Origin of the sequence: Mycolicibacterium palauense (assembly GCF_002592005.1) — a bacterium.
In the GTDB taxonomy this organism is placed as follows: Bacteria; Actinomycetota; Actinomycetes; order Mycobacteriales; family Mycobacteriaceae; genus Mycobacterium; species Mycobacterium palauense.
In genome coordinates, this window is sequence record NZ_NVQF01000030.1 from 41276 (window position 1) to 64163 (window position 22888).

General features: G+C 66.2%; 23 protein-coding genes and 1 pseudogene. 11 read left to right on the forward strand and 13 right to left on the reverse strand.

All coding sequences use genetic code 11. The features are described from left to right. Nucleotides 1-2 precede the first annotated feature (2 nt). Complete coding sequence (locus tag CSR00_RS14070; RefSeq protein ID WP_099023027.1) at nucleotides 3-860, reverse strand: ABC transporter permease; 858 nt, start codon at nucleotides 858-860, stop codon at nucleotides 3-5. Continuing rightward, nucleotides 857-1567 (reverse strand): MlaE family ABC transporter permease, encoded by a 711-nt coding sequence (locus CSR00_RS14075; RefSeq protein ID WP_176562056.1) that lies wholly within the window; start codon nucleotides 1565-1567, stop codon nucleotides 857-859. The genes CSR00_RS14070 and CSR00_RS14075 overlap by 4 nt, the downstream gene beginning before the upstream one ends. 671 nt (nucleotides 1568-2238) lie before the next feature. Between CSR00_RS14075 and CSR00_RS14080 the strand changes: the two genes are divergently transcribed. After that, complete coding sequence (locus tag CSR00_RS14080) at nucleotides 2239-3168, forward strand: metal-dependent hydrolase (RefSeq protein ID WP_099023029.1); 930 nt, start codon at nucleotides 2239-2241, stop codon at nucleotides 3166-3168. A 51-nt stretch (nucleotides 3169-3219) separates the two neighbouring features. Here the strand turns inward: CSR00_RS14080 and CSR00_RS14085 are convergent, their stop codons facing one another. Then, nucleotides 3220-3828 carry a TetR/AcrR family transcriptional regulator gene (locus CSR00_RS14085; protein ID WP_099023030.1) on the reverse strand — a complete coding sequence of 203 codons (609 nt, stop codon included), beginning with the start codon at nucleotides 3826-3828 and terminating at the stop codon, nucleotides 3220-3222. A gap of 268 nt (nucleotides 3829-4096) precedes the next feature. Between CSR00_RS14085 and CSR00_RS14090 the strand changes: the two genes are divergently transcribed. Genes CSR00_RS14090 through CSR00_RS14100 form a run of 3 tightly spaced genes read left to right on the forward strand, consistent with a single transcriptional unit; the run spans nucleotide 4097 to nucleotide 7316 of the window. Further along, nucleotides 4097-4387, forward strand: a complete 291-nt coding sequence (locus tag CSR00_RS14090) for a hypothetical protein (RefSeq protein ID WP_099023031.1) — start codon at nucleotides 4097-4099, stop codon at nucleotides 4385-4387. Continuing rightward, complete coding sequence (locus CSR00_RS14095) at nucleotides 4384-6039, forward strand: flavin-containing monooxygenase (RefSeq protein WP_099023032.1); 1656 nt, start codon at nucleotides 4384-4386, stop codon at nucleotides 6037-6039. The genes CSR00_RS14090 and CSR00_RS14095 overlap by 4 nt, the downstream gene beginning before the upstream one ends. After that, the gene (locus CSR00_RS14100) at nucleotides 6036-7316 is read left to right on the forward strand and encodes a cytochrome P450 (RefSeq protein ID WP_099023033.1); all 1281 of its coding nucleotides are present in this window, start codon (nucleotides 6036-6038) and stop codon (nucleotides 7314-7316) included. Before CSR00_RS14095 ends, CSR00_RS14100 begins: the two co-directional genes overlap by 4 nt. 8 nt (nucleotides 7317-7324) lie before the next feature. On the opposite strand, the gene CSR00_RS14105 is transcribed toward CSR00_RS14100, so the two are convergent. Further along, nucleotides 7325-8059 carry an IclR family transcriptional regulator gene (locus CSR00_RS14105; RefSeq protein WP_176562054.1) on the reverse strand — a complete coding sequence of 245 codons (735 nt, stop codon included), beginning with the start codon at nucleotides 8057-8059 and terminating at the stop codon, nucleotides 7325-7327. 94 nt (nucleotides 8060-8153) lie between these two features. Between CSR00_RS14105 and CSR00_RS14110 the strand changes: the two genes are divergently transcribed. Further along, nucleotides 8154-9110 carry a TauD/TfdA dioxygenase family protein gene (locus tag CSR00_RS14110; RefSeq protein ID WP_099023035.1) on the forward strand — a complete coding sequence of 319 codons (957 nt, stop codon included), beginning with the start codon at nucleotides 8154-8156 and terminating at the stop codon, nucleotides 9108-9110. 31 nt (nucleotides 9111-9141) lie between these two features. Here CSR00_RS14110 and CSR00_RS14115 read toward each other — a convergent pair whose 3' ends face one another. Together CSR00_RS14115 and CSR00_RS14120 are read right to left on the reverse strand one after the other, a co-directional pair. Next, on the reverse strand, nucleotides 9142-10164 hold the full coding sequence (locus tag CSR00_RS14115; RefSeq protein ID WP_099023036.1) for a phosphotransferase family protein: 1023 nt from the start codon (nucleotides 10162-10164) through the stop codon (nucleotides 9142-9144). Then, nucleotides 10164-11504 carry an acyl-CoA dehydrogenase family protein gene (locus CSR00_RS14120; protein ID WP_099023037.1) on the reverse strand — a complete coding sequence of 447 codons (1341 nt, stop codon included), beginning with the start codon at nucleotides 11502-11504 and terminating at the stop codon, nucleotides 10164-10166. The genes CSR00_RS14115 and CSR00_RS14120 overlap by 1 nt, the downstream gene beginning before the upstream one ends. Before the next feature lie 154 nt (nucleotides 11505-11658). Here CSR00_RS14120 and CSR00_RS14125 point away from each other — a divergent pair, with 154 nt between their 5' ends. The 4 genes from CSR00_RS14125 (at nucleotide 11659) to CSR00_RS14140 (ending at nucleotide 14684) form a co-directional block, all read left to right on the forward strand. Further along, entirely contained in the window at nucleotides 11659-12354 is a 696-nt protein-coding gene (locus tag CSR00_RS14125) for a TetR/AcrR family transcriptional regulator (protein ID WP_218014485.1), read from the forward strand. A gap of 136 nt (nucleotides 12355-12490) precedes the next feature. Then, nucleotides 12491-13252: an SDR family NAD(P)-dependent oxidoreductase gene (locus CSR00_RS14130; protein ID WP_099023038.1), complete on the forward strand. Its 762-nt coding sequence runs from the start codon at nucleotides 12491-12493 to the stop codon at nucleotides 13250-13252. Then, nucleotides 13249-13935 carry a VOC family protein gene (locus CSR00_RS14135; protein ID WP_099023039.1) on the forward strand — a complete coding sequence of 229 codons (687 nt, stop codon included), beginning with the start codon at nucleotides 13249-13251 and terminating at the stop codon, nucleotides 13933-13935. Before CSR00_RS14130 ends, CSR00_RS14135 begins: the two co-directional genes overlap by 4 nt. Then, nucleotides 13932-14684 carry an enoyl-CoA hydratase/isomerase family protein gene (locus CSR00_RS14140; RefSeq protein ID WP_099023040.1) on the forward strand — a complete coding sequence of 251 codons (753 nt, stop codon included), beginning with the start codon at nucleotides 13932-13934 and terminating at the stop codon, nucleotides 14682-14684. Before CSR00_RS14135 ends, CSR00_RS14140 begins: the two co-directional genes overlap by 4 nt. A gap of 23 nt (nucleotides 14685-14707) precedes the next feature. On the opposite strand, the gene CSR00_RS14145 is transcribed toward CSR00_RS14140, so the two are convergent. The 7 genes and pseudogenes from CSR00_RS14145 to CSR00_RS31255 form a co-directional block, all read right to left on the reverse strand. Continuing rightward, the gene (locus tag CSR00_RS14145) at nucleotides 14708-15544 is read right to left on the reverse strand and encodes an enoyl-CoA hydratase/isomerase family protein (protein ID WP_176562055.1); all 837 of its coding nucleotides are present in this window, start codon (nucleotides 15542-15544) and stop codon (nucleotides 14708-14710) included. Continuing rightward, nucleotides 15541-16743, reverse strand: a complete 1203-nt coding sequence (locus CSR00_RS14150) for a cytochrome P450 (protein ID WP_099023042.1) — start codon at nucleotides 16741-16743, stop codon at nucleotides 15541-15543. The genes CSR00_RS14145 and CSR00_RS14150 overlap by 4 nt, the downstream gene beginning before the upstream one ends. A gap of 41 nt (nucleotides 16744-16784) precedes the next feature. Then, nucleotides 16785-18179: an aldehyde dehydrogenase family protein gene (locus CSR00_RS14155; RefSeq protein WP_099023052.1), complete on the reverse strand. Its 1395-nt coding sequence runs from the start codon at nucleotides 18177-18179 to the stop codon at nucleotides 16785-16787. Beyond that, entirely contained in the window at nucleotides 18179-19747 is a 1569-nt protein-coding gene (locus CSR00_RS14160) for an acyl-CoA synthetase (RefSeq protein WP_407662442.1), read from the reverse strand. Before CSR00_RS14160 ends, CSR00_RS14155 begins: the two co-directional genes overlap by 1 nt. A gap of 195 nt (nucleotides 19748-19942) precedes the next feature. Continuing rightward, entirely contained in the window at nucleotides 19943-20560 is a 618-nt protein-coding gene (locus tag CSR00_RS14165; RefSeq protein WP_099023044.1) for a TetR/AcrR family transcriptional regulator, read from the reverse strand. Between the two features lie 80 nt (nucleotides 20561-20640). After that, entirely contained in the window at nucleotides 20641-21432 is a 792-nt protein-coding gene (locus CSR00_RS14170; RefSeq protein ID WP_099023045.1) for a coniferyl-alcohol dehydrogenase, read from the reverse strand. A gap of 131 nt (nucleotides 21433-21563) precedes the next feature. After that, nucleotides 21564-22058, reverse strand: a pseudogene (locus CSR00_RS31255) (cytochrome P450); the annotation flags it as partial. Between the two features lie 18 nt (nucleotides 22059-22076). Here CSR00_RS31255 and CSR00_RS31260 point away from each other — a divergent pair. Then, a complete protein-coding gene (locus tag CSR00_RS31260) occupies nucleotides 22077-22601 on the forward strand; it encodes a TetR/AcrR family transcriptional regulator (RefSeq protein WP_245906005.1) in 525 nt (174 codons plus the stop codon). A gap of 175 nt (nucleotides 22602-22776) precedes the next feature. After that, nucleotides 22777-22888, forward strand: a 112-nt coding sequence (locus CSR00_RS31265; protein WP_141564358.1) for an acyl-CoA dehydrogenase family protein, incomplete at its 3' end; no start/stop codon positions are given.

Genomic DNA, 22888 nt, shown 5'->3' on the forward strand with positions numbered 1-22888 from the left:
CGTCAGCCCGCCAGGTTGAAGTTGCCGGACTGTCCGTAGATGGACAGCGTGACCAACAGTGTGACGAATACCGCGACCACCAGGGAGGTCCGCGTGGCGCGACCCACCGCCTCGCCCACGCCCGCCGGGCCGCCCGAGGCGGTGAACCCGTAGTAGGTGTGAACGAGCATGATCACCACCGCCGTCACCAGGGCCTGAACGAACGACCAAACCAGGTCGGTGGGGATCAGGAACGTCCGGAAGTAGTGGTCGTAGACACCGGTCGACTGGCCGTAGATGACGGTGGTGCCGAATCGCGCCGCGAGGAAGGACATGATCACCGCGACGCAGTAGAGGGGCACCACCACGACGACACCCGCGAGCACCCGGGTTCCGGCCAGGTAGGCCAGGGAACGTACCCCCATGACCTCCAGGGCGTCGATCTCCTCGTTGATCCGCATGGCGCCCAGTTGCGCCGTCGAGCCCGCACCGATCGTCGCGGCCATGGCGATCGCTGCGGTCAGTGGTGCGATCAGGCGGACGTTGAAGTACGCCGAGGCGAATCCGGTCAGGGCCTCGACACCGACCTGTGCGAACTGGTTGTAGCCCTGAACGGCGACCAGCGCCCCGGTCGAGATGGTGAGGAATCCGACGATGACGACCGTGCCGCCGATGACGGCAAGGGCCCCGGTTCCCAGACTCATCTGGGCTATCAGCCTGACGAGTTCGGTCTTGTAGTGCACGAACACGTCGACCGCCGAGGCAAGGGTGCGACCGTAGAACTGAGTCTGTTCGCCGACTCTGGTCCAGCCCTCGTGCCATTTGCGGGACCGCTGTGATAGACGGGGAAATCGTTGTTCAACAGTGACTTTGACGCTCACACCGTCACCTTGATTCCCACTGCGGTCATGAAGATGTTGATGACGAACAGCGCCAGGAACGAGAAGACCACGGTCTCGTTCACCGCGTTTCCGACACCGGCGGGGCCGCCGCCGACGGTGGTTCCCATGTAGCAGGCGATCAGCCCGGCGGTCATGCCGAACAGGGTGGCCTTGATGAGCGAGACGACGACGTCTCCCACTCCGGTGACGAGCGTGAGCCCGGCGATGAAGGCGCCCGGCGTCACGTGCTGGAAGAACACCGAGAACGCGAAGCCACCCGCCAGGCCGACCAGGATCACCAACGACGAGAGCAGAAGCGCCACCACCGTGGCCGCCAGGACGCGCGGGACGACCAGCGCCTGGATCGGGTCGATACCCATCACGCGCTGGGCGTCCAGCTCCTCACGGATGGTGCGCGCGCCGAGGTCGGCGCACATCGCCGTCGCGCCGGCGCCGGCGACGACGAGCACGGTGACGATCGGCCCGATCTGGGTCACCGCCCCCAGGGCCGCGCCGGTACCCGAGAAATCCGCAGCACCGAACTCTGCCAGCAGCACGTTGAAGGTGAACACCGTCAGGACGGTGAACGGGATCGACAGCATCAGCGTCGGCAGCAGCGACACCCTCGCCACGAACCACGATTGAAGGATGAACTCGCGCCACGGAAACCGGGGCCGGAACGCGGCGACCGCCGTGTCCAGGGACATGGCGAAGAAACCGCCGATGCCGCCCAACGGCTTCACGGCGCTACTGGTCTTGAACACCAAGCTCCTCACGGGTTCCTGTCGATCTGTTAGGACACGGGTGCGCGGTGGCCAAGTCACCCGTCGGAACGTTCGCCGGCAAGGCCACGGCGCGCACCTCCCTGCTCTCGGACTGTGGGTCACACCTCGATTACCGAGTGACGCGGCTCACGGATCGAATCAAAATTAAACTAAAAACGGCCCCGAGGAGCAAGCACGGGTTCCCGGTCGCAATCCGGCTCCGGCCATCGCCGCTGGCAGTCTGCCGTTTGACGCCGCCGTCAGGGGCGGCGGGCCGCGTCGGCCGTGCATCACATACCACCAGCAGTGACCGGCATCCGCCGGCCGCATCCGCCGCGATAGCGCCACCACGGCCGCAAGAGTGAGACGGCGTCTCATCCAGATGTGACAAATCGACCGCCGGTGTTTCGAATCATTGATAAATTTTTCCGCCGCTACGGGCCCGCCGGTCGACGTGGCCGTGCAGATGCGCGAACGCCCGCACCCACGCCGCCGCACATCTGCCCATCCGCCCGCACGACGGTCGGGTTGACACTATTGACATAGCGTCCAGCCGGGTCCTAGCGTGGCGAGTGCGCCGCTGCCGCCACCGCCGAGAAGAGGCCCGCGCGACCATGACCGACGTGAGATTCCGCAGGATGCGATTCGACGTCGACGAGACCGTGCCGTTCCAGTGGAATACCGCCAACCCCGCATCCGGGCTGATGGCCAACATGATCTCCTTCATCGCCGTCGGGTTCGAGCGCTATATCGTGCTGGCGGTCAGGGAAGCCCTCGGGTGCATCACCGACGCCGACCTGCGCGCAGAGGCCGAGGTGTTCCTCGCCCAGGAGTCCCAGCACTCGGCGGCGCACCGCCGACACGTCAACGGCCTGATCGCGCAGCACCCGGGTCTGAGCGACGTACTCGCTCGTGTCGTCACGTCGTACGAGGCGCTGCATCGGCGGGAGCCGCTGCGGTTCCACCTGGCCTACATCGCCAGCCTCGAGGCGACCTTCCCCCCGTTGTTCACCTTCATGATCGAGAACCGGGACCGCCTGTACCAGGGCGACACCCGTGTCGCGTCGCTGTTCCTGTGGCACTACGTCGAGGAGATCGAACACCGCAGTTCGGCGGAGATCATCTTCGACGGCGTGGGCGGCGACCGGTGGTACCGGCTGCGGATGCTGCCGCGGTCGATGACACATGTGGCCGGCATTTCCAAGGTCATCGCCGAGGGATTTCAGTCGGCCATCCCGAGCGCGGACATGGGCGTCGCCGCCGAGGCCGCCACCGGGGCGATCTGGCGCACCGAGGCCCTGGCGCGCACCCCGATACTGCGGCGGTTGTTCCCACCCCGCTATCCGACCATGTTCGCAGGCATCCCGACTCGACGGTTGCTGACGCTCATCGGTGGGCTCCTGCGCTCACAGCTACCGACGCATCACCCCGGCGACCTCCGGACACCCGCCTGGTTCCACACCTGGATGGACAGCTACGACGCGGGCGAGGACATGGCCCATTTCTACGGTGCCGGTGCGCGCGCACCGAACACGGACCGCTAGACAGCCCAGGGGCTTCGGGCGCGGGTCGGCATGCGCGCGCCGCGCGGGAGGTCAGCTGCGCGCGTCGATCTCGGAACACAGGACCGGCGCCACCCACCTGCGCAGGTAGTCACGCAGCACCGGACCGCGCCGGGGTGGTCGGCCCGGATCGATCATGAAGGACTGCAGGATCCGCAACATGTACTCGGCCAGCGCGTCGAGATCGGCGTCGTCGAGGCCGAGGTCCGACCAGTCCACGTCCAGACCGGCGAGCAGCGCATGGCCGAAACGCACGCAGGCGTCCGATGTGATACCCGTGGAGGCCTTGGTGAAGTCGTGGGCGAGCATCACCTGGATCGCCCGGTCCCCGGGCAACCATTCCAGCGTGTAGGCAAGGCTTTCCACCAGCGCCTCGACGGGATCGGTGATGCCGGAGAGGTGTTCGGCAAGGGGGCCCAGGAATCTCAGACCGGAGCGGGTCGCCGCCGCCTCCAGCAGCGCACCCGAACCCGGAAAGTAGTTGTAGACGGTCTGCCGCGACACCCCCAGTGCCCGTGCCACGTCGGCGATTCGCATATCGGCCCCACGCTGCCCGATGGCAGCGTCGGCGGCGTCGAGAATCCGGTTCACCGCTTCTTCGTCGCTGGTCGGCCTTGCGCCGCCCCACCCGTGGGTCCGCATCGCAGCGGCCCTACCGCACCCTCACGACGGTCACGGCCGATGCCGTCCGCTCGGGTGATCGCCCAGACATCCCTCGATTTTCGAGGCGCTACTTCGGCCGTGTCAAACCCCGGGCCGGGGTGCGCCGCACCTGACTGGACAGTATTGACCCAGTGTCCAGTCAATCGCTACGCTCGTCGCGTCGGATGCAGAGCAGGGCGCGCCCGGAGGGGGACCGCATTGGAGACTCGATTCGGCCGGACCTCGCCACCGTGGGGGCTCCGTCGCGGTGTCTGACGGCTGCCTCCCCGATGTCGCCGGGCTCGCGGGCGAGCTCGGCTTCTCCTGCGCCGATGCGCCCGCGCCGCTGCGGCTGCGCCACCCCGCGGAGCTGTCGAACTGGACATTGCCCGCGGTCGACGGCACCACGCCGTCGGGCACCGCGACCGGCGTCCTCGGCTACGCCGCAGCCTGTTTCGTCATCGCGGCGCTGTTGGTGACGGCCGTGTTCCGGCTGAGACCGCCGGCCGTCAAAGCGGAGCGCGCCGGGGCGCAACCGAAGGCAGGGGCCACACGATGAGTGAGTGTAGGCATTTCGAGGTCGCGATCATCGGCGCGGGCCCCGGCGGGATCGCCGCCGCACACCTGCTGCGCCGGCGGGGGATCACCGACCTGGTGATCCTCGAGCGTGGCGACGATTTCGGCGGCACCTGGCGCGACAACCACTACCCCGGCCTGGCCGTCGACATTCCCATCTTCTGGTACGAGCTCTCGTTCGCGAGGAACCCGCACTGGACCCGACTGTTCGCCCCCGGTTCGGAGATTCAGCGGTACCTGACCGACACCGCGAGCCGCTGCGGTCTCTACCCGCATCTGCGAACCGGCGCCGAGGTGGTACAGCAGGTGTGGGACGACGACGCCGGCATCTGGCGGTTGGCGATCCGCGGTCAAGGTGGTCAGAGCGGTCAGAGCGGTCAGAGTGAGGTCACGGCACGCTTCGTGATCAGCTCCGTCGGCGGATATGTGAACGCCAGGTCCTGTTCGGACATCGAAGGCCTCTCCGACTTCGGGGGGACCATCCTGCGGCCCGACGCCTGGGACGATGCCTTCGACACCACCGGCAAGAAGGTCGCGGTGATCGGCACCGGATCCAGTGGCACGCAGATCGTCTCGGCGCTGTCGGGCGGGGTCGCCCGACTCGAGGTCTATCAGCGCACCCCGAACTGGATCCTGCCCAAGCCCGATCTGCGCATCTCACCCCGGCTTCGGACGCTGCTGGGTCTTCCCGGCGTGACGGCGGCGATCCACCACGCCGGGCGCCTGGCCTTCGACCTTTTCCTGCTCATCCCGGTGGTGCATCTGATGTCGCACCTGCCCGACCGCGTCCTGGTCGCCGGGCTTCGCGGCTACGACGCCTTGGCGCGGCTGTGGTTCCGCGCCCTGTTGCGGGCCGTGGTCGACGACAGGTCCACCCGCCGCAGGTTGCTCCCCCGGCACGGAATTCTCGGCAAGCGGCCCATCATTTCGAGCAGCTACCTGCCGGCCTTCAACGAAGCGACGACGGCACTGGTCACCACGCCGATCGAACGCATCACGCCCAACGGCATCCGCACCGTCGACGGTGTCGAGCACGATGCCGACCTGATCGTGACGGCCAACGGATACGAGCTGTGGACCGATCCCGAAACCTACCGAACGAGGACCATTCTCGGGACCCGGGGATTCGACCTGGCCGAGGACTACCGCAGGCACGGGCTGCGTAGCTACGCGGGCACCGCGCACCCGCGGCTGCCCAACCGCTGGGAGATCGTCGGCCCGCTGGGCTTCGTCGGCGTCGGCTGGACCGACTTCGTCGAAATGATGGCCGAGCACGCAGCACGGGTCATCGACGAGGCACGCCGCTGCGGTCCCGATGTCGTCGCCTCCGTGCGGCCCGGGGCGTTCGAGGCGTATCACGCCCGGATGCGCAGCGCCGGAAAGACCGCCCATCTCTACTTCACCCGCTGCAACGAGGGCGTCAACACCTACTTCGTCAACTCGCAGGGAGACACGGTCTATCACCGACCACAGACCATCCTCGGCGCACGCCGGTTAGCCCGCCGGTCCCCCGATCGCTACTACCTCCTCTCCCCTCACCGCACCCACGCGACAGCGGCCACGGGACCAGCCACGGGACCAGCCACGACGCAGCCCACCGAGCCCGCGGCGACACCGGCCACGCGGTCACGATGAGTACCGCACAAGCCCTCGTGGGCGCACTTCGCGATTCGGGGTCGATGATCGGCCGCGGTGTCCTGCGGGACCTGCGCCGCACGAAGGTACGCCGCGCCGCAGCACACGTCGCCCGTACCACGTTCGATCCCACCGACCCGGACGCGATCGCGGATCCGTTTCCCCACCTGTCCCGCCTGCGCGAGCAGCGGGTGGCGGTCAACGAACGGTTGAACGTCTGGATGCTCTCGCGCTACGGCGACGTCCTCGCGGCGGCGCGTGCACAGGACACGCTGTCCTCCGCCTCGGGCATCCTGCTGCGCTCCATGCCCATGCCCGGTGTGGTCAGCACCGACGAACCCGATCACAGCCGGCTGCGGCGCATCACCGCACCGGCGTTCACGCCCGGGGCCGTCCGCGGACTCGAGCGGACCATGGGCGAACTGGTGAAGCCCGGCGTCGACGCACTGCTGGGAGGCGACGCGGTCGATGTCGTACCCGCACTCACCGTGCCCCTACCGGTGTCGGCCATCGCGGTGCTCCTCGGTGTCGACGACGCGCGCCGGGGCGAATTCCACAAGTACTCCGAGGATTTTCGCTCACTGTTCGCGGTGAGCTCACTGACCGAGGTGACCAGGTCCACCGGCCGGGCACTGCCGGGGATGCTGGCGATGCGCGGCCTGATTCTCGATGAGCTCGACCGCCGCACGGGCGCGGTCACCGATGACGTCTTCGGCCGGGTCCGCACCGCTCTGGACGAGGGTGACATGTCGATCCTCGAGGCCCTGACGGCGGCCCTGATCCTGTTGGTCGCCGGCAGCGAGACCACCACGAATCTGCTCGGAATCCTGTTGCTGCAGCTCGCCAGCGATCCCGCGCTCTATGCCCGGCTGCGGGAGAACCGCGACCTGATTCCCGCGGCCACCGAGGAGGCCCTGCGATGGGGCTGTCCGGTCCAGTGGGTCGGGCGCACCGCGCTGACGCCGTATCGCGTCGGCGACCACACGATCCCGCCGCGATCGCGCGTGGTGCTGTTCTATGCCGGCGCCAACCACGATCCCGACCGCTTCGACAGGCCCGGTGAGTTCGACATCGATCGCGGCGGCGCGGGACACGTCACCTTCGGTCACGGTGCGCACTTCTGCATGGGTGCGCACCTGGCACGCCTGGAGGTACGCGTCGCGCTCGAGCATCTCCTGGACGCCGTCGAGCGGATCGAGCTGGCGGGACCCGTCACCTGGACCACGACACCGTCGCTGTCCGGACCCACCTCCGTGCCGGTGCGCGTGGTGAAGTGACCGCCGCGTCATGAGTCGGTGGGGCGCGGGGCGTTGTGTGACAACGCATTCGCCGCCCGCCGTACCCGTTCGGCCAGGGCGGGGATGCTGTCGGCCGGCATGCGCTCGGCCGGTCCGCTGATCGCCACCACACCGATCGGGCGGCCGTCGACCTCGAACACCGGGGCCGCGATGGTCATGCTGGGCGCATTCACGTCGCTGCTGGCGGCATAGCCCTGGGCGCGGCAGGTGTCGAGAAGTGTGCGAAACGCCGCGTCGGGCGGTTCACCGAGCAGTTCGGCCTGCCGTTCGTCGCTGAGGAAGGGCAGCAGGATGCGACCGGTGGCGCTGTCGCGTGCCGGGACCACCGTGCCGATACGCGGCACCATTCGCAGCGGCTGCCGACTTTCCGCCACCTGGGACACCACCAGTCGTGCGCCGTCCTGCTCGTTGAAGATGGCGGTCTCGCCGGTCTGTGCGGCGAGCTCGTCGAGCACCAGCTGGATGGTGTGGCGCAGATCGGCCTTGGCCCGCGAGCTGTGGGCGATGTTGAGGATTCGCGTGGTGGTCTCCCAGCGCGTGACCTGATCCTCGCGCGCCTGAATCCAGCCCTGCTCGGCGAGTGTCACGAGCGCACGCTGCACGGCGCTCTTGTCGATCCCGAGCATCCGCGACAGCGCCGCGACACCCACGGGCTGATTGGCGGCCACCACTTCGAACACGACCAGCACACGCGCAGCCGTGGAACTGCCCTTGACGGCCATCTGACCCCTCGTTAGTGTTAGATAGTGATTCACCGTATCAATTAGTGATACGACCTGCAACCCAGTTCGTCCGCAAACCGGGAGGAAGCCCGCCATGTCATCCATTCACGTCACTCCCCTCCGTGAGGATCTCTCCTTCGGCGCACGCATCACCGGCGTCACCCTCGAGGCACTGACGGACCAGCAGGTCCGCGACCGGCTCAAGCGGGTCTTCGACGAGCGGGGGATGATCCTCTTCGAGGGCGTCGAACCCGACAGCAGGCTGCAGGTCGAACTCAGCACGGTGTTCGGGCCGCTCAAGGATCACCCGGTGCCCACCGTCCCGCGGCCGGACGGAGCCCTGCATCCCGGCGTCGTCGAGATCGGCCAGGCGCCACGGGAGGGCAACATCGTGATGGTCGACGGCAAGGAAGTCACGTCCTGGCTGCCCTGGCACTTCGATCACTGCTACAACAGCGAATTGAACAGGGCCGGCGTGCTGCGCTGTGTCACCGGCGTCAGCGAGGGTGGCGAGACCCAGTTCGCCGACGGCATCGAGCTCTACCGGGCGCTATCCCCCGAACTGAGGCAACGAATCGAGGACCGCAACGTCCTGTACAGCCTGAACCTGCGCTTCCGTGACATGCGCTTCGGGCTGACCGACGGGTTCCGCGAGATCCAGCCGCACGTGCGGCTGCAGGACACGATCGACTTCGGCAAGAAGTTGCCGCGCGCGGTCCATCCCGCGGTCTGGACGCGCCCCAGCGGCGAGAAGGTGCTGCACATCTCGCCGTGGATGGCCGAAGGCCTCGAGGGCGACGAGACACCCGAAGGCGACGAACTGCTCGAAGCGGTGTGCAGGGAGATCCTGGCCAGGATCAGCTCCTACTCCCACAAGTGGCGTCCCACCGACATGGTGATCTGGGACAACGTCCGGATGCTGCACGCCGTCACCGGGCACGATCCCGACGAGCCGCGCATCATGCACCGCACCACGATCGAGGGTGACTACGGCCTCGGTTACTTCGAGGGCAACGTCGCGGGCGAGAAGATCCTGGAGATGACGGTCTGAGCACCGGCGCCGGTCGCCGGACCACCCTGGCCTACCCGGCGCGCCGGCCGACGAAGTCGACCAGCTTCTCCGCCGTGCGGTGCATCTCCATACCGAGCGGCTTCGGCACCTTGCCTTCCAGCGAACGCAGGTAGGTTCCCTCGAGAAGGACCGCGAGTTGGATGCCGGCGATGACCTCGAACCACGGCAGGTCGTCGACTCCGCGGTCACTGTGCTGCGCGTACTCGCCGACGAGTTCGTCGGCGGTCGGGAATCCATCCCAGGGCTCGATCACCAGTGTGGGAGTGTTCACCCGCCCGGGCCCCGGCCAGGTCACCAGCAGCCAGCCGAGGTCCATCAGTGGATCGCCCATGGTCGCCTGCTCCCAGTCGATCAGTGCGGCCAGAGAGCCGTCCTGACGCGAGAACATCATGTTGCCGAGGTGGAGGTCGCCGTGCCTGAGACCCGCGACCCACCGCTGCGGCACGTTTGCGTACAGCCATTCGATGAGGGGATCGACCGCGAGCTCGCCCCGGTAGCTTGGTGAAATGCGCACCCGCTCCATTCGCGCCGCCGTCCGTTCGACCTGGCGCTGAAGGTAATCCGCACGCGACCCCAGATCGCCCAGATTCAATTCATCGATGTCGACGGTCGACAGCGTCGCGGCCACCCGGGCTGCCTCCAAGCCCATCTCTCGACGTAGGTGCGGCGTGGACCGATGCGGTTCCGGCATACCTGCTGCCGGACAGAACCCGTCGACCTCGTCGGTGACGTAGAACGCCGTGCCAAAGCGTGCAATGTCGTCGTTGGCGGCGACCAACCGGGGATGCGGAACGGTGGAGGAACTGAGAGCCTCGAGGATTCGCGCTTCTCGCAGATTCACCGCACTGCTGTGGTCGCGAGCCTGGTCGGGGGGACGCCGCAGAACGAGGTTCCGACCTCCGAAAGTGAAACGTACAAGCCGGTTCTGAGTGCCACCGGTCAGAATTCGGGCATCGGTCACCACGTCTCCGTCGATGCCGCGCTCCCGCAGCCAATCGGCCAACGCGTCGTCGCTGATCCCGATGCCCCACATCAACGAACGCTCTCGACGGCGGAGTCCGGACTGTCGCTGAGCACCAGTGCCTCGATGCGATCGGCGAACCGCGCGACGGCGGCTTCCCGCCGAGTGGGCAGATGAGCCGTGGGAAAGACGCCCGGAGCGGGTTGATAGTTCTTCAGCACTGCCTTGCCGAGGGTGAGCTTGTGCACCTCGGTCGGGCCGTCGGCGGTACCCATCACCTCGGCCGTCAGGAGCATCGCAGAGAACGGCATCTCGGTGGAAATACCCAGTGCACCATGGAGATGCAGTGCCCTTTGCACCACGTCATGGAGGACCTTCGGCATGATCGCCTTCACTGCGGCAATGTCCTTGCGGACCATGCGGTAGTCCCGATGCTTGTCGATCAGCCATGCGGTGCGGAGCACGAGCAACCTGAACTGTTCGATCTCGATCCAGCTGTCGGCGACCTTCTCCTTGGTCATCTGAAGGTCCGCCAGCGTCCCGCCGCCCGCCCGGCGCGACACCGCGCGCTCACACATCATGTCGAAAGCCGCACGCAGCATTCCGATGGTGCGCATCGCGTGGTGGACGCGTCCGCCGCCGAGCCGGGTCTGGGCGATTGCGAACGCCGACCCGCGTTCTCCGAGGAGCGCGGACTCGGGCAGCTGCACGTCGGAGTAACGCAGAAACGCATGCGTGCTGTGATGGTCCCCTTCGGTTCCATGTCCCGACAGGGTGTGCACGTCGCGCACCACCTGCACGCCCGGGGTGTCGGCCGGCACGACGAACATGGACATCCGCCGGTGCGGTTCGGCGTCCGGGTCCGTCACCGCCATCACGATGTGAAAGGCCGAAACCGAGGCGTTCGAGACGAACCATTTCTCGCCGTTGAGAATCCATCCATCGGATGTGCGATCGGCTCGCGTGGTGAACAACAGCGGATCGGCTCCGGCCGCGGGTTCGGTCATGGAGAACGCCGAGCTGATCAGCCCATCGAGCAGCGGTCGCAGGTAGCGCTCCTTCTGCTCATCGCTGCCGAAGTGGGCCAGGATCTCTGCGTTCCCGGAGTCCGGCGCTTGGCAGCCGAAGATGCTCGGCGCCCAGCGCGACCGCCCGAGGATTTCGTTCATCAGCGCCAACTTGACCTGCCCATAGCCCTGACCGCCCAACTCGGGGCCCAGGTGACATGCCCACAGACCCTGCTCTTTGACCTGGTCGACCAGCGGTTGGGCCGCCGATTGCGACCGATGATCCGAACGGTCGAAGGGGTCCCCCAGCAGCAGTTCCAGCGGCTCGATCTCGTCGCGCACGAAGCCGTCCATCCAGTCGAGCTTGCGCTGGAATTCTGGATCGGTCTCGAAATCCCATGCCATTTTCGACCCTCTCGTCATTCTTTAAGACAGTTGAACAACATAATCATCCTGTTGAAGCGATGGCAAGGGGCGTGTTGCAGTAGGCTCGATCGGGTCATTGGCAAACTTCGCTGAGCGCGCGGTGGGTATCCGGTGAGCATGAGATGAGCATCCGATGAGCAGAGGTTCCGCAGTGCCCGAGGGCGACGCCGCTCCGCCGCGGCGGGCGCGCGGCGAGACTCCCCGCGCGATGATCCGCGCCGCGGAGACCGAGTTCGCCGCCCGCGGTATCGACGCGGTGTCCCTGCGCGAACTCAGCAGACTCGCGGGCCAACGAAACAACACCGCGCTGCAGTACCACTTCGGCGGACGCGACGGCCTGCTTCGCGCCGTGGTGGACAAGCACAACGTCGCGGTGTCCGAGCGTCGGCACGCACTCCTGGACCACCTGGAGGCCACCGGTGACTACTCACTGCGCGACCTGAGTTCGGCATTCGTGATGCCGTTGGTCGCCAAGTTCGCCGACCCGGACGGCGGGCCCGAATTTCTCCAGATCGCGGCCCAGTTGGCGAACAGGGTGCAGCGGACGATCCAACCGGACGAGCCCGCGGCCGGGCTGGCCTACGACCGGCAACGAAGCATCGAACGGCTGGGCCTGCTGATGGAACCGTACCTGCCGGCCGGGACCGTCGGCCCGCCCCTGCACCGACGCTTCGCCGCCATGCGCTTCGCGTATATCGAGGTGGGCCGCCGCGCGGCCAGAACCGACGCGTCCGACCACCAACTGTTCTCCTGTCACCTCATCGATCTCATGACCGCACTCCTACAGGCTCCGTTGAGCACGGCCACCAGACAATTCCTCCTCGATTGATCGGCGACTGTCCACCCGACAGCTGAGCTAACCGCGCCGCCGGGCCGGTCCGGCGATCCGCTCCCCCCTCTGGTCATTCACATTTAAGTCAGTTAGCTTTAATCTGGAATAAACGGTCCCCATCGTCTGGAGCACAATGACAACACTCGAGCACTCGACGGACCTCGCCGGAAAGGTCGTCGTCATCACCGGTGGCAGCCGCGGCCTCGGGCTTTGCATGGCGGAGGGTTTCGCCCAAGCCGGTTCGTCGGTTGTCGTCGCGAGCCGCAAGGTGGAGAACTGTGAGGCAGTGGCTTCCCGGCTGACGGCGCAACACGGTGTCCGTGCTCTGGGGGCCGAGTTCAACGTCAGCGACTGGGATGCGTGCGAGCGCCTGACGCAGACGTGCTACGACGAGTTCGGCCGGGTTGACGTGCTGATCAACAACGCCGGGTTGTCACCGCTATACCCGTCGTTGACCGCGGTGTCCGAACAACTTTGGGACAAGACGCTGGCGGTGAACGTCAAGGGGCCGTTTCGACTGGCCGCGCTCATCGCCGACCGGATGCTGGCCGGTGAGGGTGGTTCGATCCTCAACATCAGTTCGATCGAAGCCGTGCGCCCAACCCCACGGGCCCTTCCCTACGCCATCGCCAAGGCGGGCCTGAACGTCATGACCCACGGGATGGCCGAGGCATACGGGCCCGCGGTCCGGGTCAACGCGCTGCAGTGCGGGCCCTTCCTGACCGACATCTCCGAACACTGGACGGACGAGATCCGGGACTACCTGAAGCGCACGGTCTATCTCGGGCGGGCCGGCGCACCCAATGAGATCACCGGCGCGGCACTGTTCCTCGCGTCCTCCGCAGCGTCGTTCATCACCGGTGCCGTGCTGCCCGTCGACGGCGGGTTCCCGTGATCGGGATTCGCCAGGTCGCGCTGTTGAGCGACGATCTGGAGAAGGACACCGAGATCGCCGAAGAGGCGTTGGGAACGCGCGTCGTGCATCGAGACCCGGACATAGCGCGATACGGCCTGCGTAACGCGGTCCTCGCAATGGGCACCAGCTATCTGGAATTGGTGACGCCGATCGACACCGACTGCAGTGCAGCGCGCCGGCTGACCACCACCGGGCCGGGGCTCTACATGCTCATCACCCAGGTCGCGCCACCCCTGGCCCAGCACCGCGATCGGGTTGTCCGCGAGGGCATCCGAATCATCGCTGAATTGAGTGACGGCGCCTGGTCATCGATTCAACTGCACCCGGCCGACGTCGGAGTCCTGATCTCGATGGACGCGGTCGAGGGCGACGAGGGGTGGCCACCGGTCGGTGCACACGAGCCGGTGGTGGAGTGCCGCACCGCCGGGGTCTGCGGTGTCGTCCTACCGGTCTCGCGCCCCGAACGGGTCGCATCGGCCCTGTCGGGCACCTTCGGTCTCGGCGCCGAGGGTTCTCGACTCACCCTGGGCAGTTCCACCATTGAAGTCTCCTCCCCGGGAATCACGGAGGTACACCTTCGAGGCCGCGCTGGCGCTGCGATTGCGCCCTTCGAGCTGTGCGGCGTCGCATTCACCTCAGCAGAACCGGAGACCGGGCGATGACCACCAGGACGATTCAGCTGCGCGAGGCCGGTCATGTCGGATGGCTGACGTTCTATCGGCCCGACCGCCGCAATGGGATGACACCGCAGATGATCGACGAGACGCACGCGGCCCTGACCCGATGGCGCACGCGTGAGGATCTCAGCGTCGTCGTCATCACCGGCGACGGCGACTGGTTCTGCCCTGGAGCGGACATCGACGCGGTCGTGAATCGGGAGCCCGGGTCGCGCCTGGAGGACCTCCCCGCACATGCCGAGACCACATTCCAGGTTCCTGCCCTCCTACACGACCAGCCACAACTCACCGTCGCCGCCATCAACGGAGGGTGCGCAGGAGCCGGCCTCGGGTTTGCCGCGGCGTGCGACCTACGGTTCGCGAAGCAGACCGCTCGATTCAACACGGCCTTCCTGGGTCTCGGCATTGCCGGTGACATGTGCCTCCCGTGGACCCTGCCGCGGCTGATCGGCCCCGCGCGGGCTCGTCGGCTCAGCTTCCTCCCCGGGCCCATCTCCGCGGACGAGGCGCGGGCGATCGGTTTGGTCGACGAGGTCTTCGCGGCCTCCGAGTACGACGCCGCGATTCGTCGGCTGATCGAGCAACTGGACCGATACTCGCCAGAAGCGGTCCGAAAACTGAAGGCTCACTATCTGACCGCCGAAAACAGCTCGCTCGCCGAGTTTTCGCGGATCGAGACGCGCCACCACCTGGCGTCCTTCGACCCGTCGTGTTTCACCGACCGGCGACACTGAGCCGGCCGATCGACGAGACCGGCTCAGACCCGAGGTGCCTGTACTCCCGTGTCTGACCCGTCCACACCGTCGAAGACCGGCGCACGCCGCTGCGCCCTGGCTCGCAGCCCTTCGGTGACATCGGGCCGCAGCACCGAAGCGTTCTGCACGGGATCCACCTCGTCCAACGCTTCCCGGAAGGCCGCCGCCCAGCCGCGGTAGACCAGGCGCTTCGTGTCCCGCAGCGAGGCCGGCGATACCGATTCAGCCAGGCCATTGAGGTAGTCGACCGCCGCATCCACCGGGCTCGAACCGGCAGGAACCAGCTCATCGACGAGGCCGACTTCACGGGCCTCCCTCGCCGACATCCGATCGTTCGACCACAGCATGCGAAGCGCTGTGGCGGTCCCGACAAGGCGGGGCAGTACCCATGCGGTGCCATGCTCCGCCACGAGTCCCACACCGGCAAACACCGGTGCGAAAACGGCGGTTTCACTCGCAACGCGCAGATCGCACATGAGGGCGAGGACGAAGCCGCCACCGGCGGCGGGACCATCGACGGCGGCAACGACCGGTTTGTCAGCCGCGATCAGGTAGGAGAACACGCCGGCCGGATCACCCGGCATGCTCGGCACCGTCGCCTCTCCCTCGCCGCCGGCCAGGGCGGCCAGGGCCGCCGTGTCGAATCCCGCGCAGAATCCGCGACCCCGACCGCTGATCACGATGCCGACGATCTCCGGATCCGCACTAAGATCGGCTACTGCGGCGCGGATCTCGCCCAGCATGTTCACCGTGAAGGCGTTCAATGCGTCGGGCCGATTCAGCCACACGACACCCGTGCGCCCCCGGCGTTCGACGAACGCCTCCGGCTGGTGACTCACCTGCCGACGACCCGGACCGGCAGATGAGCCGGGCCGGTGATGTAATTCGAGGCCAGCCAGGTGACCTCACCGTCCGGCTCGAGACGGGGCATCCTGGTGACCAGAGCCCGGATGAACGTGGACAACTGAAGGCGCGCGAGCTGGGCACCCAGACAGTAGTGCGGCCCTCCGCCTCCGAAGGCGACGTGTGGATTCGGGTCACGGGTGATGTCGAAGCGACGCGGGTCATCGAAGCGCTCCGGATCGTGGTTGGCCGCGCCGAACAGCAGGACGACCTTCTGTCCAGGCTCGATCGGTTGACCGGCAACCTCCACCGGAGCGACTGCCGTGCGACGCTGGTGCACCACCGGAGAGGCGATACGCAGAATCTCCTCAACCGCGCCGCCGACCCTGGCGTCGAGATCGGACTGCAGACGCTGCCACTGATCGGGCGATTCAAAGAACTGTATGAGCGCGGCGCCCGCACCATTGCGCGTGGTGTCGCTGCCCGCGTCTACCAGCAACCACACGAACGTCGCGAATTCGGCGTCGCTCAGGGTGGTGCCGTCCACCTCTGCCGACACCAGGAGCGAGGAAAGATCATCGGCCGGGTTCGCCCGCTTCTGCGCGGCCAGCCCCATCGCGAACTCGATGATCGAGCCGAACGCCGCGGCCCGCTCCTCATCGGTCACCACGTCGGGCGCCGCCGCGGTAGTGGCCATATCCGCATACAACCGGACCGCGTCTTGCCGGGAGAAGCCGAGCAGGTCCGACATGAAGTACAGCGGCAGCTTTCCCACCAGGTCTTCCATGAAGCAGAAGGTATCCCGCTGAGCCACGTCGTCGATGATCTCCGACACGATCGCCTGCACCCTGCTGCTGAACCGCGCGATCGACCGGGGCGTGAAACCGGCAGAGACGAGCTTGCGGTAGCGGGAGTGCTGCGGCGGGTCCATGAACAGCATCATCTGACGGCCGGCAGCGAGGAATGCCTCGTCCATATCCCACATGGTGATCCCATTGGTGGACGTGAACTCCTTGGTCGCTCTGGAGACGAACTCGATGTCCCGATGCCGTGTGGCGACCCAGAAGCCCGGCCCGTCTTCCTCGTCGTGCCAGAAGAGACCGGGCTGGTTGCGAATGAAGTCATATTGATCGAGTGGGTGTCCGTTGGCGTAGCTTGCCGAACTGAGCAGATCGATCTTGACAGGCGCTGTCATGCCGTCCTTCCCTGTCTTTCCCTGTGATTCGTTGACTTCGCTCAGAGGAAGCGGCGAAAGAGCGCCAGCTTCTTGTCGGTGTACGGCGGATACATGATGGCCGGGTCGGGCCAGGTCGGCTTGTGCAGCAGAGCTTTTCGATGGCTGAGCTGCTCGAACCCCCACTTCCCGTGGTAGGAGCCGATACCACTGGCTCCCACCCCGCCAAATGGCAGCTGCGGCACGAGACAGTGCATGGCGACGTGATTGAACACGATGCCACCCGAACTCGTACTGCGTTCGATTCTTCTGCGGTCGCGGGCGGAGCCGCCGAACATCGACATTGCCAGCGGCTTGGGCCCACGCTTGATGTGGCGGATCGCGCCATCGAGGTCGTCGATGGTGCACACCGGCAGGATGGGCCCGAAGATCTCGTCGGTCATCAGCGGGGAATCACGCTCCGGGTCGAGGACCACCGTCGGCTCCATGCGGACGCGGTCGGCATCCGCGCGACCACCGCACACCACCGTTCCACCACTCGCCTCGAGCGCACCCCGGAGCCGCTCGAACTGGCGCGAATTGACGATCTTCAGATCGGACGGTTCTCCCTGGCGAAACTTCGGAATGGTCTCGATGATGCGCTCCACCAGCGCGTCGCGCACCTCGCGGTGGGCAAGGACGTAGTCGGGGGCCACGCAGGTCTGTCCGGAATTGATGAACTTCATCCACGCGATACGCCGCGCAGCGACCTCGAGGTCGGCATCGGGCATGACGACGACGGGACTTTTGCCCCCCAGCTCCAGGGTTACCGGCGTCAGGTGCCGTGCCGCGGCCTGCATGATCAGTCGGCCCACCTCCGTGCCGCCGGTGAAGAACACGTGGTCGACACCCTCGTCGATCAGTTCCTGCGTGACGTCGGGGCCACCTTCGACGACCGTGACCGCGTCGTTGTCGAGATATTTGCCGACGAGCTCGACCAGCAGCCGTGACGAGCGCGGCGCATGCTCGGATGGCTTGATCGCCACGCAGTTCCCGGCCGCCAGGGCCGCCACCAGCGGGCCGACCGTGAGATAGAACGGGTAGTTCCATGGCCCGATCACCAGGACGACACCGAGCGGCTCATACACATACCTGGCGATTCCGGGCATAGCGCTTGCCGGCAGTCCGGTGTAGCGCGTCCGCATCCACCGGTGGACGCGCTTGTAGGCGAAGGATGCCTCCGCCACCACCGGGGCGATGTCGGTGATGTACACATCGCTGCGCGGCCGGCCGAGATCTGCGGCGACCGCGTCGGTGATGGCCGCTTCGTTCTCACGCATCATGCGCTCGAGGGCGCGTAGCTGGGATCGACGCCATTCGACCGGGCGGGTGCGCTCGGAGTCGTAGACCCCGCGCAGATCGGCCACCGTCTTGGGAATGTCGAAGAACGTGTGGGATATCGATGCAGTACTGGTCATCAGGGACACTCCGGAGTCACGGATCGTGAGTTCACCGCGGCGTACCGCCGCTTGAGCTCATGCTTGACGAGTTTGCCGGTGGGGGTGCGGGGGAGTTCGTCAAGGAACTCGACATGTCGAGGCACCTTGAAACCCGCCAACTGAGACCTGGCGAAGTCCATGAGTTCCCGGGCGAGGTCGTCTCCGGCAACGGCGCCGGGTGCGGGTTGGACCACCGCCCATACGCGTTCACCCATTTCGGGGTCCGGGACTCCGATCACCGCGACGTCGGTCAACGCCGGATGCAGTGTCAGCGCGTTCTCGATCTCCTGAGGGTAGATATTCACTCCCCCGGAGATGATGGTGAACGACTGGCGGTCGGTGAGATACAGGAAGCCCTCCTCGTCGAGGTATCCGATGTCGCCGATGGTCGTCCAGAGCGGTTGCCGTGGATGCTGCGCCTGCCGAGTGCGATCCGGATCGTTGTGATACTCGAAGGCGATGGACTCCCTTTCGAAATAGACCAATCCGGTTCGGCCCGTCGGTAATTCATTTCCATGCTCGTCACAGATGTGCGGTGTGCCCATGATGGCCCGGCCGACCGAGCCGGGCTTGTCTCGCCATTCATGACTGGAGATCGCGGTGATGCCGTTTCCCTCCGTACCCCCGTAGTACTCGATGAGCTTCGGTCCCCACCAGTCGATCATCAAGCGCTTCACTTCGACCGGACACGGGGCTGCGGCGTGAATCGCGACGCGCAATGTCGAGCAGTCGTAATCGGCGCGCACCTGCCCGTCAAGCTTCAACATCCGTACGAACATCGTCGGTACGAACTGCGCGTGCGTCACCCGGCGCGATTCGATCGCGGCGAGCGCTTCCCGGGCGTCGAACTTCTTCATCAATACGACGGTTCCACCGAGCGCCTGAACGGCAGCGCACCATCGCAGCGGTGCCGCATGGTAGATCGGGGCGGGCGACAGATACACCGTGTCGGAGTCGATATCGAACGGTGTCGTGGCGGCCAACGGGACGAGTACGTCGTCGGATTCGAGAGCCGGCGCTTCGGGAAGCGGCGGCTTCACCCCCTTGGGACGTCCCGTGGTCCCCGAGGAGTAGAGCATCGGGACCCCCCGCCGGCGCCGGCCCAGATTGATCTCGCCCGTTCCCGCCGTGGCCGCATCCACGTCGCGGTGGCCGGATACCGGCGCGTTGAACGCCATCCGCAACGACACCACCGGCGTCAGATCGATGATCGCGGCGGCCGAGGTTCCACATGCCGAGGACGCAATGACCGCTTTGGCCCCGGAGTCGTTGACGATGTAGGCGATCTCGTGCGGCGTGAGGTGGTGGTTGATCGCGGTGACGTAGAGCCCCGATCTGATCGCTGCCCAGTAAACCTCGAAGGCGCGTGGGTCGTTGTCGCTGAGCAGCGCGACCACATCCCCCTCCCGCAAGCCCGCCTCGTCGAGGACGCCCGCAAGCCAAAGCGAACGCTCGTCGAGTTCCCCGAATGTCAGCGCCCGGGATCCATCGTCCATCGTGACGGCGATATCGGAGGGGTCGGTCCTCCGAAAGAATCTGGGAAACAAGCTGGTTTGCACGTATTGCCTTCGCGGAGTTCATCGGTACGACGGCCAGAACGACCGCCACCGATCACGTCAGTGGGTGATGCACAACACTAATATAGTGATCCCTAGATTGTCTAGGGTGCGCCGGCGCGAGACACCCCCGGTGTGCCGGCGTGCGAACTGTTGCGGTCGGGGACTACTGCGGTCGTGAGCGGGTCACACGTCGATTGCGGTTCGCATCATGGCCAGCATTGCCTCGATGAGAAGCGGAAAGGCCTGTGGCTCACTGCCTGAGAGCAGGAGGCCTTCGTTACCCAGTCCGGTGATCAGGGCGACGAGGAGCCTACTGAGATCTCGTCCGGTGAGGGGTGCAGCGCGCAGACTTGCCGGGGCGGAGTCGGCGAGAACATCGAAGAAAGCCCTGAATTCCAGCAGGCTCGGTCTCAGCAGGGCAGCGAGTTCAGGGTCGCGACGGAGCTCGAACTGCAGTGTCGAGGTCATCATCGCCAGCGATCTGTCGACGTGCATCAGGTCGACCGATTGCTTCAACAGAGCCGGGAAGGCCTGTGTGAAGGGGGTGCCGGGCGGCGCCGCTTCGGCGAAGTGCCCCAGGATCCGCTGGTAGGTGTCCTGGCCGACCGCCACGAACAAGCCGGTCTTGTTGCCGAAATGGTGGTAGAGGGTTGGCGTCGTCACACCGGCCGTCCGCGCCAGGTCGTCGACCGACGTCGCGGCAAAACCACTGCGGCCGAATTCTGCTCGAGCCACATCAAGGAGTCGATCGCGGCCGGACCCATCCGAACTGCCGGGGGGCCTGCCGACGCCACGCGTCATCTTTCCTCGTTTTGCGATGACACTGCCTCCCGTCGCGTCCCCGCGGTCGCCGTCGGCAGCAAGCTGCCTGCCGGATCAGACTACCGGTCGGGCATCGGGACCACACCCGTCATCACCGCGCCGGTGATGCCGCCATCGACAGTCACGGCCGACCCATTGATCCAGCCCGCGTCACGGGAGGCGAGGAACACGGCGGCGGGAGCGACATCGCCGGGCTTGGCGTGGCGGCCCACGAACTCTTTGACTCCATCCAGGATTTCCTTGCCCATACTGCGTTCGAAGTCGGCCAGGATCGGAGTGTCCACCACTCCGGGCAGGACCGCGTTCATCCGGAGACCGAACTCCCGGCTGACCCGCCCGCCGTTGGCATGGGTGTACACCGTAACCGCTTCTTTGGAGAAGTTGTAGGCACTCACGTCCGGACGGTTGGCGGTGAACCAGCGCAGCCCGTCGTCGAATGTCTTGGTCGCCAGCAACTCGGTGATCAGCTCCAGCCGCGCCGCCCATTCCAGCCCGGCCGTAGACGAAACATTGACGACCGATCCGCCCGTGTTCAGGTGCGGCAACATCGACTCGGTCAGGTGGCGCAAGCCCAGGAAGTTCACCCTGAACACCGCTTCGTCGGGCGCGGTCCCGGGAATACCGGCAACGTTGATCAGCGCATCCCAGTTCGCGCCGAGACGTGTCACTACCGCATCAATGCTCGACTTCTCCGCGAGATCGACGTCGAGGTGGTCTGCCACCGGGGCGCTGGGCTCCCGGCGGTCGAGACTCACGACCGTGCCACCTCTTTCGGTGAGTTCCCGTGCCACCTGCTCGCCGATACCGGATGCCGCTCCGGTGACGATGCAGCGCAAGCCGCTGACGTCCACACAATCTCCGTTCGCCCGAAAATATGACGTTCACTATATTAATACGGTCTGGCGAGTCCGTCGGCGGTATTCGAAAGACACCGGAGTATCAGGCGCGCTTCGAGCCGGCCTCGGATACACCGTCCGGCCGCTCACCCCAGCGAGTAGGGCAGCGACTTGACGGCGCGCACGAAATTGCCGGCGAGGTAACTCGGTTCGCCCAGACGCAGCCCCGGCGCACGGACGATGAGCTCGCGGAAGATCGATTTCAACTGCATCCGGGCAAGGAATGCACCCATGCAGAAGTGCGGCCCGCCCCCGCCGAATGCCATATGCGGGTTCGGTGTGCGTCGTACGTCGAACACATGCGGGTCATCGAACGCTCTCTCGTCCCGGTTGCCGGAGGAGTAGATCAGCAGCAGCCAGTCGCCGGCGGTGATCTGCTGACCGCCCAGCTCGGTGTCGCGCGTTGCCGTCCGTCGAAACGTCATCACCGGAGTCGCCCACCGCAGAAACTCTTCAACTGCCACGTCGATCGTGGCGTCGAAATCGGATGCCAACACCGCCCGCTGCTCCGGGAACTGCTGCAGCGCGAGCGCGGAGAAGGTGATCGTGTTGCGAGTGGTGTCGTTTCCCGCGACGGCGAGTCGTTGCACGACATTCGGGTGCACCGGATCCTGGAGGTCGCGAGTGTTTCGCGCGCGAGCTTCTACTTCTACTTCCAGTCGAAAGAGGCCGTCGTCGCGGCGCTGCTGGCTCGTGTTGTCGATGAGCACTTCACGGCGGTGCATACGTGGCTCACCGGCGGCGATGATCCCCGAGCCGGCCTGCATGAGAGTTTGCTTGCGGGGGCACGTGTTTGGTCCCGCCATCGCGCCGTGTTGAAAGCCGTGGCCGAACGCTGGCACGGAACCCCGGAGCTGCAGGACATGTGGCGTGAGGCGATGCAACGATTGATCGTTGCGCTGCAGCGTGGCATCGACCAGCAGCGAAAGGCCGGGCTGGCGCCGCCCGGCCGTGACAGTCGCGAGCTTGCCGCGGCATTGATCTGGGGCGGCGAACGAACCTTCTACATTTCGTCTCTCGGTCTGGATCCGGGCCTGCCCTCCGAGCATGCCGCCGCCGAGATCCTCTACGACATCTGGTCAGCCGCCATCTACGGTCGCTTGGGAACGACCACGGAGGCTTAGCCCGCACCGCCCCCCGGCTCCGGCGGCCGCAACCTCGGTCCGACCGTGGGTGGCCTGCGCGGTAGCGCTTGCGCAGCAAGCGAGATCGGCAGCCCTCGGCACGAACCGGCGGACGGAGACATATCGTACGGAACCTAATCTAAAGTAAAATAAATTAAGAGGTAGGGTGCGGGGTATGTCGTGTGAGCTCAGCGAGGAAGAGACCCTGCTGGTCGAGACCGTGCGCTTGTTTGTCGATCGGGAGGTCCGCCCGAGTGTGCGTGAGCTCGAGCATGCCAACCAGTACC

Excerpts from the sequence above, each read along its gene's own strand:
- CSR00_RS14075 (WP_176562056.1), bottom strand. The coding sequence starts at position 1,567 with ATGTCCCTGGACACGGCGGTCGCCGCGTTCCGGCCCCGGTTTCCGTGG.
- CSR00_RS14080 (WP_099023029.1), top strand. The coding sequence starts at position 2,239 with ATGACCGACGTGAGATTCCGCAGGATGCGATTCGACGTCGACGAGACC.
- CSR00_RS14085 (WP_099023030.1), bottom strand. The coding sequence starts at position 3,828 with ATGCGGACCCACGGGTGGGGCGGCGCAAGGCCGACCAGCGACGAAGAA.
- CSR00_RS14095 (WP_099023032.1), top strand. The coding sequence starts at position 4,384 with ATGAGTGAGTGTAGGCATTTCGAGGTCGCGATCATCGGCGCGGGCCCC.
- CSR00_RS14100 (WP_099023033.1), top strand. The coding sequence starts at position 6,036 with ATGAGTACCGCACAAGCCCTCGTGGGCGCACTTCGCGATTCGGGGTCG.
- CSR00_RS14105 (WP_176562054.1), bottom strand. The coding sequence starts at position 8,059 with ATGGCCGTCAAGGGCAGTTCCACGGCTGCGCGTGTGCTGGTCGTGTTC.
- CSR00_RS14110 (WP_099023035.1), top strand. The coding sequence starts at position 8,154 with ATGTCATCCATTCACGTCACTCCCCTCCGTGAGGATCTCTCCTTCGGC.
- CSR00_RS14115 (WP_099023036.1), bottom strand. The coding sequence starts at position 10,164 with ATGTGGGGCATCGGGATCAGCGACGACGCGTTGGCCGATTGGCTGCGG.
- CSR00_RS14120 (WP_099023037.1), bottom strand. The coding sequence starts at position 11,504 with ATGGCATGGGATTTCGAGACCGATCCAGAATTCCAGCGCAAGCTCGAC.
- CSR00_RS14125 (WP_218014485.1), top strand. The coding sequence starts at position 11,659 with ATGAGCAGAGGTTCCGCAGTGCCCGAGGGCGACGCCGCTCCGCCGCGG.
- CSR00_RS14130 (WP_099023038.1), top strand. The coding sequence starts at position 12,491 with ATGACAACACTCGAGCACTCGACGGACCTCGCCGGAAAGGTCGTCGTC.
- CSR00_RS14140 (WP_099023040.1), top strand. The coding sequence starts at position 13,932 with ATGACCACCAGGACGATTCAGCTGCGCGAGGCCGGTCATGTCGGATGG.
- CSR00_RS14150 (WP_099023042.1), bottom strand. The coding sequence starts at position 16,743 with ATGACAGCGCCTGTCAAGATCGATCTGCTCAGTTCGGCAAGCTACGCC.
- CSR00_RS14155 (WP_099023052.1), bottom strand. The coding sequence starts at position 18,179 with ATGACCAGTACTGCATCGATATCCCACACGTTCTTCGACATTCCCAAG.
- CSR00_RS14165 (WP_099023044.1), bottom strand. The coding sequence starts at position 20,560 with ATGACGCGTGGCGTCGGCAGGCCCCCCGGCAGTTCGGATGGGTCCGGC.